Source organism: Limnochorda pilosa (genome assembly GCF_001544015.1).
Classification (GTDB): domain Bacteria; phylum Bacillota; class Limnochordia; order Limnochordales; family Limnochordaceae; genus Limnochorda; species Limnochorda pilosa.
Map to the genome: position 1 here is coordinate 3,769,036 of NZ_AP014924.1, position 11,820 is coordinate 3,780,855.

Sequence of the window (11,820 nt, forward strand, 5' to 3'; positions counted from 1 at the left end):
TCAGTCCCCCTGGGCGGCGGCCTCCGCGTTCATCCCACTATATCAGGAATTGCGATCCGGGGTCAATCGAGGGCTGCCGCGGTCGCCGGGCAGGGTTTCGACCGCCGCCGCCCGATATCCCGCCGTCGCCAGGGTTCCCGACAGGGTCCTGGCTGCCTCGCCGCCGGCGGCGAGCCCCACCAGCGTGGGGCCGCTCCCGCTCACCACGACGCCCAGGGCCCCCTCTCGGGCCATTCTGGCCGCGAGTGGGGCCAGCTCAGGGAGGGCCCGGTACGCGACGGGCTCCAGGTCGTTGAAGAGCTTCGCGCCCAGCGCCGCCCGATCCCCGCGACGCCAGGCCGCCAGCGCTCCGTCGATCCGCCCTCGGGCTGCTTCCAGGTCGCCCGGCTGGCGTCGCGCCCGGTCGAGCTCCTGGTAAGCCCAGGCGGTCGATAGGCGCGCCCCCCGGGGGGAGGCCAGCACCAGCGCGAGCCGCGGCAGGTCCCCCAGGGGGGTAAGCTGCTCACCCACCCCTTCCATGAGGGCTGCACCGCCCCGCAGGCAGAAGGGGACATCCGCTCCCAACCGGAGGCCTAGCCGGGCCAGCTCCTCGTCACCCCAGTCGAGGCCCCACCACCGGCTCAGGCCCACGAGGACGGCGGCCGCGTCGGCGGAGCCACCGGCCAGCCCCGCCTCCACCGGGATGCGCTTCTCGATCGTGATGCGCACGCGGGGCTCCCGGCCCGCGGCCTGCGCCAGGAGCGCCGCAGCCCGGTGGGCGAGGTTGGCCCCGCCGGCCGGAACGGCCGGGTCGTCACAGACCACTTCGAGCGCCGGGGCCGGCTGGATCTCGACCCGGTCCTCCAGGTCTACCGCCACGGCCAGGCTCAAGATCGGGTGGTAGCCGTCCGGGCGGCGCGGCCCCACCGCCAGGCAGAGATTCACCTTGGCCGGCGCCCTGAGAACCATTGGAGCGCCGGAGCCGTCGAGGGACATCAGGCCAGGCCCAGCAAGGACCGGATTCCGTTCCAGATCCACTGGAACGCACCCCCGATGGCACCTGAGACGCCGCCCCAGACCCTGCGCCACACCCGCGCGAAGAAGCCCGCCCGTTCCACGTCGCGCGCCGCCACCACGGGCATCTGGGCTACCGGCCGGTCCTGGATCAGGGCGACCACCCGGCCCACCGTGTCGCCCCGCTTCAGGGGCGGCTTCACGTTGGCCTGCAGCTCCAGGCTCCGCCGCAGGTCGCCCTGGTGGCCCCGGGGAACCAGCACCCGCAGGTCCGCGGCCGCCTCCACCGTGAACCGCTCGGGGTTGCCGTCGACCAGGCGCATCTCGCCCACCGGCTCGCCCTGCCGCGCCGCCACGGCGGGTTCGAAGGCCCGGAAGCCGTAGTTGAGCAGCTGGGTGATCTGCTGGTTGCGGTCGCTTTCGGAGCGGGTGCCCATCACCACTGCCACCAGGCGGATCCCGTCCTGCTCCGCGGTGGCGGCCAGGTGGTACCCCGCCTCAGCCGTGTGCCCCGTCTTCATGCCGTCCAGCCCAGGGTAGCTCCCCAGGAGGGTGTTGGTGTTGTAGAGGACGAAGCGGGGCTGCTGGCGGAAGACCTTCTGCCGGACCGAGGTCCACTCGAGCACCTTGGGATGGGCCAGGAGGGCCCGGGTCATGCTGGCCACGTCCCGGGGCGTGGTCATGCCCGGCCTCTTCTCTTGGGGAACCGGCAAGCCGGTCGCGTCGGCGAAGTAGGTGCCGCTGAGGCCCAGCTCTTGAGCCCGGAGGTTCATCTGCTCCACGAAGGCGGCCTCGGTGCCGAAGAGGTGCTCGGCCAGGGCCACCGCCGCGTCGTTTCCCGAGGCGACGGCCACCGCTTCGATCATCTCGGCCAGGGTGTGGGTCTCTCCCGGCGCCAGGAAGACCTGCGACCCACCCATCCCCGCGGCGTACTCGCTGGTCACCACAGGCTCGTCCAGGGAGACCCGCCCCGAGTCCAACGCCTCCATCACCAGGAGCAAGGTCATGATCTTCGCCAGGCTCGCGGGAGGCGTCTCCTTGTCCGGGTTCTTCTCGTACAGGACCTGTCCGGTGTCGGCCTCCACCAGGATGGCCGCGGGGGCGGCCACCTCGAAGCTCTGGGCGACCGCCCACCCGGGGGCCAGGAGGGCCGCCACCAGGAGGCCCACGGCCAGGGCCGCTCCGGGGCCTGTCCGACCCGTGCCGACCCGCCGGCGTCGTCCGTACGTCACGCTGCCTCCTCCTTCCGGAGGGCTTCCAGGAAGAGCTCGGCGGGCGACCCCGCGAGCGGGACGGCATCCGCCCGGCAGCGGGCCTCCAGGGCGCGCATGAAGCGGAAGAGCCGGTCCTCCCTGGCGCCGGCCCCCATGTGGCCCACCCGCCAGAGCCGCCCCTCCAGCTCGGCCAGCGATCCGGCCATCATGACGCCCTGTTCCTCCCACATCCGGCGCCGGAACGCCCGGTCGTCGACCCCCTCGGGTACGAGAAACGCAGTGACGCTCGAGGCCGCATGCTCCTCGGGAGCATAGACCCGGAAGCCGGCTCCCCGCAGGGCCACCCGCACCGCCCGGCTCAGACGGCGGTGGCGGGCGAAGGCTGCCTCCAGGCCCTCGGCCAGGAGCGCGTCGCACGCCGCGCCGAGGGCGGCCATCTCGGCTGCGGCCGGGGTGTAGGGGAAGAAACGGTCGCGCGCATCCAGCCACGTGCGCTTCCACTCGAGGAGATTGGCGTAGAAGGCGGGGATTCGGGTCTTCCGCCGCCCCACCTTCTCCCAGGCCCGGTCCGACACGGAGACCAAGGCCAACCCGGTTGGGGCGGAGAGCGCTTTCTGCGACGCGCCCAGCACCACGTCCGCCCCCCAGGCGTCCGTCTCGACCGGATCGGCCGCCAGGGAGGAGACCGCGTCCACGATGCTGATCACCTGGTGCTCGCCCAGGACCCGGAGCAACCCTTCCACCGGGTTGAGGAGCCCCGTGGGCGTCTCGCAATGGACCAGGGTCGCCACCCGCACGCGCGGGTTGGCGGCCAGCGCCTCCTCCACCTTCTCGGGCGCCAGCACCTGGTCGAAGGGCGCCTCCACGTAGACGGGCCTCGCCCCGTACCGCTCCACCAGGTCGCCGAAGCCGCGGCCGAAGAGCCCGTTGCTCAGGACGAGCACCGGCTCATCCGGCTCGACCAGGCTGGCCACGGCCGCGTCCAGCCCCAGCATGCCCTCCCCGGTCAGGACCAGTACCGGCCGCCGGGTGCCCATGATGCGGCCGAGCTTCTGACCGAGCTCGTCGTAGAAACGGTAGAAGTCCGGGTCGAGATCGGGGTTGGTGGTGGGGCGGCCCAGGGCTCGTCGCACCGGCTCCTCCACCTCCGTGGGACCCGGTGTCATCAGCAACCGATCGTCCCGCTGCACTCGGGCCGTTCCTCCTCGCTATAGCCTCCCCCCTTATTTGGCCGCCCTGCCGGGAATTCCTGGCGACGACGCCGCGAGTGGGTGCACCCTGGGGACCGGATCCGTTCCAAACCGGTCAGGCCCCGACCCTTGCCGGCGCGGGACGGGGTCCCGGCAGGCAGACCTTTCGAAGCTGGTGAAGGGCCGCGTCGGGGTCCTCTGCGTCCTGGAGGCTGGGATTACACGCCCGTACGTCGTCCTCTCCGACCCCATAGCGCTGGGCGAGCCCCCACAGCGTGTCGTCCTCTTCCACCCGCACGAAGGTGTAGGTCGCCGGGGGGCGTGCGTCGGACGGCAGGCTGACCGCCTCGGCGACGGCCTCAGGCGTCACCAGCCGCAGCAAGCGCCCGTGCAGCCGGAGGTCGGCGCGGATCTCGGTGGTCTCCCGGTTGATCAGGTCGGCCACCGGGTGTTCCACCTCGGCCCAGAGCTGCGCCTCCATCTCCGGTTCCGCCCCGGGGGCGGGCATCTCCACCTCCACCTGGAGCGCATTGGGCCACGGGTGGTAGTGGAGCGGGCGCGAGTCGTCGTCCACCCGGGCGGCGTAGAGCAGGCCGCACGCCACCACCAGCCGGGCGGTCACCCGGTCGGTGCCCACCTGGACGGTCTCCAGGAACGGCCGGGCGGTGACATCGACGACCTGCTCGATGAGCGGCTTGCCCCGGGGGAGCTCCAGGACCGCCGAGGCCTCCTGCCGGCGCTCCAGGTCGGCCACCAGCTCGACCACGGGGCGGCTCACCCGGCGTTCCACCACCTCTTCCCCCTCGGCGCGCACCCCGGCGGCCAGGTTGAGGGTGGACCTCCGAAGCGGCCTGGCCACGAAGCGAGGGCGACTTTCGACCCAAACGCGGCGCCCCTGGTCCCTTAGGGTCGCATCCACCTGGAACGCCAAGGGGATGAGCTCTGCCTCCATCCCGTCCTCCAGGCCGGCGCTGGCCGCCTCCATCTCAAAGGGCGTCTCCGCCTGGAAACGGGCGAGCAACGCCTGGCCCTCCACGGGGTTGGCCGGCGCGTACAGCACCCGGTAGCCCATGTCCACCTGCGCGTGCAATCGACCGTCCTCCACCTGGACCGCCCCCACCCGGGGAACAGCCTCCGCCCGCAGGATCCGCTCGGCAGGCGGGTGGTACTCCCCCAGGGCCAGCTCACCCGCGGCGTGCCCTTCCACCGTCACCTCAGGAACGAGGCTGATCGCCCGGAGCTGGAGAGGCTCGAGGATGGCGCCCGGCGGCAGCGGGCCCTCGGCCACGGGCTGCATGCTGGCAGTGTAGGCGTACGAGGCGACCCGCGCCTCCAGGACCGCGTCGATGTCCACCTGCCGGCCTCCCGCCGCCAGATCCCACTCCACCTCCCGGGCGACCACGTCCACCTGGACCCCGTCGTCGGGGCCGGTTCCTTCCGCATCCACCAGCAGGGTGAAGGGGACGCCGCCGATCCAGGTGGCGCTGAAGAGGCGCTCCGCCGGCTGCTCCCCGTAGACCTCCCCCGCGTCGGCAAAGGGCTCCGTGCCCCGCCGTGAACCCGCCTCCACCGGGGCGGCGTAGGTCAGCCGCACGGTGCACGCACCTTCGAGCAGGATGCGATCGGGCTCAGGGTGGGCACGGTAGCGGTCCGGCAGGACCTCCAGCAACACCACCCGGTGGGCGGGGGGCAGGTGCGCCGGCAGGTTCACCGATCCTTCCACCACCGTCCGGGCCGTACCACCCCCCCGCCGCTCGCGTACGGAAAGAGGTTTCTCGCGCAGACGCAGCTTCACTCGACTCACCCTCCAGGAGGCCAGGTGCCCCCGTAGCGGCAGGGTTTGACGCCCGGGAGCTCGTGTCCATCAAGGTCTATGCGCCCACGGCCGGGGGTATGTCCGCGGAGCCCCGCGTTCCCGGGTGCCAGGGGCTCAGCGGCCCAGGAAGCACCCGGCCGGCGCGCGGGTCCTCGCCCCCCAGGGCTGCCAGGACGACCCCCGCGAGCCTCGCTCGGGCCACCCGCCGGAGCACCTGCTCCACGCTGCGGGCCGAGGGGAGCCAGTACTGCTGCTCGTCCGAGCCGTGCCGCACCTGGAACGTGAGCGCGCCCCAGCGGTCGTCCCAGCGCAACCGGCGCGCGTGCTTCAGGGCCTCCACCCGGGCGGCGCGGAACGAGAGCACGGCCGGGCCCTCCAGCGGACGGTCGGGTCCAAGCGTCCACTGCAGGGCTCCCAGCGGCAGCTCCACCAGCACCTTGTAGCTCGGGGACCGGCTTGCGCGAGAGAAGACGGGATCCAGCGCGGCCGCCCCCGCGGCGCTCGGGGGGCTCTCCCCCGGGAGGGGCCTGCGCGCCAGCACCAGAAGATCGACGTTGCGCGCCAACAGCCCGTCGGGCAGGTCATCGGCCCAGGCCGGCCAGATGGAGGGGCGCCGGGCCAGGTCGCGCGTGGCGAGGAGCAGGACGCCCCGGCGACTCAGGGCCTCGCGGAGCGCCGCGAGCAGCTTCAACCAGCGCCGCCCATCTCCAGGCAGCACCGGTTCCAGGTCCACGTCGACCGCGATGGGATGGAAGCGATCCACCACCCGGAGGATGGCCGAGACCAGCTCGCGCCGGGCCCGCCGGCCCGGAGCGCTTCGCGTCTCCGCCGGAGCCGGGCCGGTTTCCGTCCTTGCGGGCTGGGTCTCGGGCGCTTCACGGGTCTCGAGGGCCGGGCCGCGGGTGATGCGCCAGGCCCAGGGGGGCACGCCCGCCTCGCCCGCGCCGGCCTGCTCCAGCTCCTCCGCCCACGCGCCCGCCCCCCGAGGCTGCCCCGGTTGCAGAGGGTCGAACCGGGTGGGCCGCACGACCGCGCTGGCGAAGGGGTAGGCGCGGGCCCAGCGCTCCAGCGAGAAGGGGAGCGCGGGATCGACGACACCCAGGACAACGTGCTGCCCCCCGAGACGCACGGCCGGCTCGCGCAACAGGTGGAAGAGGTCCGGCCCCGCCGCGCCGTCAGGGAAGAGGCCGTAGCGCCGCTGGCACTCCCGGACGGCCTGGCGGGTGAGGAGCCCGTACCGGCCGTCCATGGGGCCAGGGTCGAAGCCCAGGCGCGCCAGGTCTTCCTGCAGGGTCCGGACCGCCTGGCCGCGGGCTCCCAGCGCCAGGACGCGGCGGTGGTGTCCCCACGGTGGGTGCACGGGCGAGCCTCCCTCCCACGTCCCATCCCACCGTATGAGACGACCGGCGGCAGGATTCCCTGCTAGACCAGGTCGACGTTCAGGGCATCCAGCACCGCACCGATGGGGTTGGCGAGGGAGGCGCGATCCGAGCCGGCGAAGAGCAGGCCCACCGCCCGGTCGCCGCTCGCCAGCAGCGACCCCGAGTCTCCCCCCTCCACCATGGGGGTGGTGAGGATCTGTTCCTCGAACCAGACGGGGTCCGTGTCGGACATGTACACCTTCATGGTCACGTGGGTCGCCTGCACCTCGCCCCGGGTGACCGCCGACGTCCGCCCCGACTTGGCTACCCGCATCCCCGGCTCCGCCTCCACGACTCCCTGGATCCGCCCGAGACCGAGGATTTCGGGCGAGACCCAGGCCCGTTCGTTCGGGCGGGCCACCGCGGCATCGACCAGGTTGGCATCCACCCCCACCGCTTCCGCCGGCAGGCCCCGGGCGACGCCCAGAACACGGCTCCACCAGGACGCCGGGGCCCTTCGACGCTGAAGGGGCACGAACCGCACCAGCTCACCGATGCGGTCGCGCTCCACCGTGCCGCCGTCGTGCGCGCCCGGCTGAAGGACAGGGTCGCCGGCGCGCGCCCGGGTGTCCCGGCCGTCGGTGCCGCCGGCGAGGACATGGTTGTTGGAAAGAATGAGCCATTCGCCGGTGGTCCGGTCGCGCACGATCGCGCCGAGAGTGCCTGCGCTCACGTGGTAGTGGCCGATGCTTACGCCGCCGGGGGCCGGCCGTACTCTCCGGGTGCGCAGGGAGAGGGCGCGCACCCGCCCCACCTCGATGACGTCGGTGAGCGCCGTCTCAACCCGCCCAGGCACCATGGCCCTGGGACTCAGCTCCTCGGGGGGCAGCTTCTGCTCCACGTAGATGCAGAGGGCCCGGGTCCCGGTGGAGCCACCCCGCTGGTTTTTCCAGCCGAGCCCGCACCCCACCACGTTGGGCCGCTGGAGGATGTGCCGCCGGTTCTTCCGGAGGATGGTCAGCAGGTCCATGGGCGCCGCCTTCCTTTCCACCGGCAGCCTATGGCCGGTGGGGCCTGGGCGGCCTAGACCCCACCTCCTGATTGGCGCGTCCCCGCCGGTACCGGAGGCATAGGGTATGGGAGCAGAGATCGGCTGGGGGCTGAACGAGGTGCGGTGGAGCGAGGAGCATCGGGTCGCGCCGCGTCGAGAGGCTTGGCGCATCTGGCGAGCCGACCACGGCCGCCCCGCGCCGGATCTTCAGGGGCGGCCGCCCGTCCAGAACGACCACCGCGGGAGCCTGTCGGTGGAGGCCTCCGCGGCGCTCTCTTCCGAAGAGCCCGTGCTTTGGCACCAGGTGAGCCGGGGTGAAGACTGGTCCGGGCTGGTGGCCCGTTACAACGTGGCGGATCCCTCGGCGCTCCTGGCGGCCAACGGGTTGGTGGAGGCCGGGCCCCTTGTACCCGGGGAGTGGGTCTGCGTGCCATGCCGGCTGGTGAGGCCCGTGTGGGAGATCGACCCCGAGGGCGGAAGCGAGGAGGACGCGGATGGCTAGCCAGGTCCTGCACTTCCCTCTCGCCCCGCCCGAGGCACACCCCTACACCCACCCCGGCGGGCCGGCGGCGCGTGCGCGGGGCGAGTTCCGGCTGCGTCTGTGGGCCGATGGTACCGGCGCCGGCCTCACCAGGGCGGAGCGGCTGCGCATGGTCAACAACGAGGGAGGGTACTACCAGACCTGGCTGGTCGCCGACGTGCGGGTGCCGCGACGCGTGGATCCTGCCGATCTGGAGGCCCTGCCGCGGGTCCATCCCGAGGCGAACCGGCCCGGGTCCGTCTTCACCCTGGACGGGCAGCGGCCGCGGCCCCTACCGGCCGCGGGGGTTCCCAACACCGTGTGGCTCGCGGTGCGGGCGGGAGCGTGGGGTACCGACGAGACCGGCCGTCAACCCGGAGCGCGCTGGTTCCTGAACGACTTCAGCAACTGGTGCTTCTGGCTACCCGAGGGGTGGGGCGAGCCGCCGCCTCCCCTCGCCGACGATCCGGGCGCCCCCCGGGATCCGGACGCGCCGGAGCTCGGAGCCGCCCGCGGCCTGCCGTCAGGCCTGGCCCTGCAGATCCTCACGGACCTCTTCGTCGGCCGGGCGACGGTGCTGCCCGAGGTACCGGCGGATCCGCCTTTGGCCCGGCTCCAGGCCCTCTGGGAGAGGCGTGTGCGCCCCCTGGATTCGGACGGCGACGGCCTTCTCGGCTACCGGGACGCAGTGGGGACGCGGGGGCTCTTCCTGGATCCGCTCGCGTTCTCGCGGGTGATCGTGACGCGTGAGGTCCCGTCGTCTGCGACCGTGCCCCGCCTCTACCCCACCACCGCCGCGGTCGTGCTGGCAGGGTGGCGCGAGGGCGCCGCGCTCGTGGACACGGTGGAGCCGGAACCGAACGAACCCCCGGCCGACGGGGCCGAACGGGACCCTGATCCTCTTCCCGAGGTTCCTGCCGCTGGATAGCCTGAGGGAGGGAAGGCGCTTGCAGCCCCTGGAAGCGGAGAGGATCGCACGGGAGATCGACATCCTCGAGGAGCGCCGCGCTCTGGCCCAGGAGGAAGCCGCCTGGTGCCAGGCCCAAGCGCCGGTCTTTCGGAGCGCGACCGCCGGTCGCCGCCGGGAGATGGAGGCGGCCGGGTTCGCGCCCCCAGGCGGTGGAGGCGTGCCGTTGGACGGGTGGCTCCAATGGCTGGATCGCCTGGCGCCTCTCCTGGAGGCGATGGGACCCCCGTCCGGGCCTCTCGCGAAGATCTTGACCCTCTGGAGGCAGGTGAAAGGAGTGCAAGCCGTGATGGGCGGACACGAGGATCGGTCGGGAGCCTCCCCGGGCCGGAAGCCGTCCGTGAGCGAGCTGGCCTCTCTGGTCCAGCGCGGGGCTGCGGGAGGGGAGGATCCCATGGGCCTGGCCCAGGGACAGAAGCTGGATCCCGAGTCGGCAAGCTTCTTGCGGTCCCTGGGCGTGGAAGCGAGCGCGGGCGAGGAGATGACCGAGGCCTTGCGGCGCATCGCAACCGGACTCAACGCCGGCCAGAAGGCCGAGCTGAAGGAGAAGGCATCCAAGCTCCTGGAAGGGCTCCTGGGCGCTGCGCCCGGCGGGCCCCGGGGACGGGCGGGAGATCCAAGGTCAGCGGGCGGACCTCCGGGAGCCCGCGCCTGAGGCGCGGCACCCCTCGTCGTGGAATAGAAGAAGACGTCCCTTGCCACCATGTGGGAAGAGACGTCCGTGCGAGCGGGAAGAGGATTGGGTCAGAGGTTGACGACACCGACCCTGTTCTCGTCGACGGTAAGTTCCACCGTCTCCGTCAGGACGTCGGCGTAGGTGTAGGAGAGCCGGCGCACCGAGTCCGAGCCTTCGAGTCTCACCACGAAGAGCTTGGGGTAGGTGCGCTCGATGACCCCTTCGGTCTCGATCACCTTGCGACGCCCCCGGTTGGCCCGTACCTTGACGCGCTTGCCGACGCACGCCTCGACGCGAGCCCGAATCTCCTCCAGGGCGTTGGTCCGGTCGATCGCCAAGGGCATCACCTTCCTGGCATTCTGGAACTGGTCGTATTCTACCACAGGCCGGGGCTCGTGTCAACATAACCGCGTATTATAGCAGAGGGCTCGAATTCGTGTCAAGCACAAGGTGAAGAAAAAACCGTGGCCGGGAGCCGCAGGCTCCCGGCCACCTCCCTTGCGGCCGTGCGCTACTTGGTGTACTTGTCGGCCACGGTGCTGGCGCCGTAGGAGTCGGGCTTGATGCGGGCGTCGAAGCCGCTGCCCGAGACCATGCCCACGACTTCCCGAATGAGGTCCTTCGTCTCGCCGTTCTCACCCACGTCCAGGTGGATCTCGACGTTCAGGTCGGCGTAGCCGTTCTCGGCCAGTTTCTCGGCCAGGCGGCTGGCAAGCCCCAGGCTGCGCGAGGTCTCGTAGAAGATGCGCTGCCGGAGGGACCGGCCCAGGGATTCCTTCTCACGGGTATAGTAGTACCGCGCGCCCTTCCCGTGCCGGTATACGATGAGGGCCGTCACGAAACAGGTTTCACCGTCGGTCACCTGGGAGTCGGTGCCGACGATGATCTTGTACCGGTTGTCGGGCTGCTCGTGGACGTAGGCGATCAGGTCGGCAAACGCCTCGTCGAAGCCCATCCGCCCCTTGCTGGGGCTTATGAAGGTCATGGTCACCACCGGCCCGAACGTATCGACTGCTTGCAGGGTCATTATACTTCCAAGAGCGCGAACCCGCAAGGAATCGGGGGTAAGGAGGAGGCCTCCCGTCCCCAGGGCATGTCCTGACCTTTCCCTGCCTCCTGCACCAGCCCTTGGTCATTCACCCAGGAGCTGGCGGGTCAGCCGGGCGTACTCCGCCAGGTCGAGGGTTTCGGCGCGGCGGACCGGATCGATACCGGACCGTTCCAGGGCCTGATCGACCGCCTCCCGGGACCAGAAGCCGCCCCTTCCCCTAAGCGCCTGCCGGAGGGTCTTCCGGCGCTGCCCGAAGGCGACCCGGATCACCCGAAACAGGCTGTCGCGAGGAAGGGCTTCCATCCCCGGGTACGGGCGAAACTCAAGGCGTACCACCGCCGACTCCACTTCAGGCCGGGGCCAGAAAACCGTCGCTGGCACCCGCGCCACCAGGCGGGCGTCTGCATGGTAGGCCACCAGGCAACTGAGCGCCCCATACGTCCGGCTCCCGGGCACCGCCGTGATCCGCTCGGCCACCTCCCGCTGCACCATGACCACGCCGCGCTCCCAGGGGACCTCGCTCTCCAGCAAGCCCGCCAGCACAGGGGCCGTCACCGCGTAGGGCAGGTTCGCGACCAGCTTCGGCCGGGGTTCCTCAGGCCCTCGCGCCCATGGGCCTGGCTCCTGCCGCTGCTCGATCGCCCACTGCAGGAGCTCGTTCCAGCGGACGGTCCGGGCGTCGGCCTTCACCAGCACCAGCCGTGGGTCTGCCCCCAGGTGGTCGCGCAAGGCCCGAGCCAGAATGGGGTCACGTTCCACGGCGACCACCAGACCGGACCTCGCCAGGAGCTCCTGGGTGAGGGCGCCGAAGCCGGGACCCACTTCCACGACGGTCTCGGTACCCCGCAGCTCGGCCGCCGCCACCACCTTCCGAACGATGTTGCCATCGATGAGGAAGTTCTGGCCCAAGTGGCGGTTGGGCCGGAGGCCGTATTCGGCCGCCAGTTGCCGGATCCTCGCCGGGCTCGCCAGGTCACCCAC

The 11,820-nt window shown here is 71.8% G+C and carries 12 protein-coding genes; 3 read left to right on the top strand and 9 right to left on the bottom strand.

All coding sequences use genetic code 11. The features are described 5' to 3' along the window. Nucleotides 1-42 precede the first annotated feature (42 nt). From ispE to LIP_RS17060, 6 genes are all read right to left on the bottom strand, one after another. Complete coding sequence (gene ispE, locus LIP_RS17035) at nt 43-975, bottom strand: 4-(cytidine 5'-diphospho)-2-C-methyl-D-erythritol kinase (RefSeq protein ID WP_068141101.1); 933 nt, start codon at nt 973-975, stop codon at nt 43-45. Further along, nucleotides 975-2,225, bottom strand: coding sequence for a D-alanyl-D-alanine carboxypeptidase family protein (locus LIP_RS19085; RefSeq protein WP_068141103.1), 1,251 nt, complete (start codon nt 2,223-2,225; stop codon nt 975-977). The genes ispE and LIP_RS19085 overlap by 1 nt, the downstream gene beginning before the upstream one ends. Beyond that, complete coding sequence (locus LIP_RS17045) at nt 2,222-3,397, bottom strand: pyridoxal-phosphate-dependent aminotransferase family protein (protein WP_144440573.1); 1,176 nt, start codon at nt 3,395-3,397, stop codon at nt 2,222-2,224. Before LIP_RS17045 ends, LIP_RS19085 begins: the two co-directional genes overlap by 4 nt. A 115-nt stretch (nt 3,398-3,512) precedes the next feature. Then, nucleotides 3,513-5,192, bottom strand: coding sequence for a DUF3794 and LysM peptidoglycan-binding domain-containing protein (locus LIP_RS17050; RefSeq protein WP_068141105.1), 1,680 nt, complete (start codon nt 5,190-5,192; stop codon nt 3,513-3,515). Between the two features lie 76 nt (nt 5,193-5,268). Beyond that, nucleotides 5,269-6,573, bottom strand: a complete 1,305-nt coding sequence (locus tag LIP_RS18715; RefSeq protein ID WP_068141107.1) for a peptidoglycan-binding protein — start codon at nt 6,571-6,573, stop codon at nt 5,269-5,271. Nucleotides 6,574-6,635: 62 nt separating this feature from the next. Continuing rightward, a complete protein-coding gene (locus tag LIP_RS17060) occupies nt 6,636-7,604 on the bottom strand; it encodes a chymotrypsin family serine protease (protein WP_068141109.1) in 969 nt (322 codons plus the stop codon). Between the two features lie 106 nt (nt 7,605-7,710). On the opposite strand from LIP_RS17060, the gene LIP_RS17065 reads away from it, so the two are divergent. From LIP_RS17065 to LIP_RS17075, 3 genes are read left to right on the top strand one after another with little or no spacing between them, the layout of a single operon-like run. Continuing rightward, nucleotides 7,711-8,127, top strand: coding sequence for a LysM peptidoglycan-binding domain-containing protein (locus LIP_RS17065; RefSeq protein WP_068141112.1), 417 nt, complete (start codon nt 7,711-7,713; stop codon nt 8,125-8,127). Then, entirely contained in the window at nt 8,120-9,073 is a 954-nt protein-coding gene (locus LIP_RS17070; protein ID WP_068141114.1) for a hypothetical protein, read from the top strand. Before LIP_RS17065 ends, LIP_RS17070 begins: the two co-directional genes overlap by 8 nt. 19 nt (nt 9,074-9,092) lie before the next feature. Beyond that, nucleotides 9,093-9,767 (top strand): hypothetical protein, encoded by a 675-nt coding sequence (locus LIP_RS17075; protein WP_068141116.1) that lies wholly within the window; start codon nt 9,093-9,095, stop codon nt 9,765-9,767. An 89-nt stretch (nt 9,768-9,856) separates the two neighbouring features. On the opposite strand, the gene LIP_RS17080 is transcribed toward LIP_RS17075, so the two are convergent. From LIP_RS17080 to rsmA, 3 genes are all read right to left on the bottom strand, one after another. Continuing rightward, nucleotides 9,857-10,126, bottom strand: a complete 270-nt coding sequence (locus LIP_RS17080; RefSeq protein WP_198409603.1) for a Veg family protein — start codon at nt 10,124-10,126, stop codon at nt 9,857-9,859. Nucleotides 10,127-10,299: 173 nt separating this feature from the next. After that, entirely contained in the window at nt 10,300-10,773 is a 474-nt protein-coding gene (locus LIP_RS17085) for a ribonuclease H-like YkuK family protein (RefSeq protein WP_068142275.1), read from the bottom strand. A 147-nt stretch (nt 10,774-10,920) separates the two neighbouring features. Next, the gene (gene rsmA, locus LIP_RS17090; RefSeq protein ID WP_068141122.1) at nt 10,921-11,820 is read right to left on the bottom strand and encodes a 16S rRNA (adenine(1518)-N(6)/adenine(1519)-N(6))-dimethyltransferase RsmA; all 900 of its coding nucleotides are present in this window, start codon (nt 11,818-11,820) and stop codon (nt 10,921-10,923) included.

What these genes read in the sequence shown, in the direction of transcription:
- ispE (WP_068141101.1), bottom strand. Translation starts at nt 975, where the DNA reads ATGTCCCTCGACGGCTCCGGCGCTCCAATGGTTCTCAGGGCGCCGGCC.
- LIP_RS17070 (WP_068141114.1), top strand. Translation starts at nt 8,120, where the DNA reads ATGGCTAGCCAGGTCCTGCACTTCCCTCTCGCCCCGCCCGAGGCACAC.
- LIP_RS17060 (WP_068141109.1), bottom strand. Translation starts at nt 7,604, where the DNA reads ATGGACCTGCTGACCATCCTCCGGAAGAACCGGCGGCACATCCTCCAG.
- LIP_RS17085 (WP_068142275.1), bottom strand. Translation starts at nt 10,773, where the DNA reads ATGACCTTCATAAGCCCCAGCAAGGGGCGGATGGGCTTCGACGAGGCG.
- LIP_RS17065 (WP_068141112.1), top strand. Translation starts at nt 7,711, where the DNA reads ATGGGAGCAGAGATCGGCTGGGGGCTGAACGAGGTGCGGTGGAGCGAG.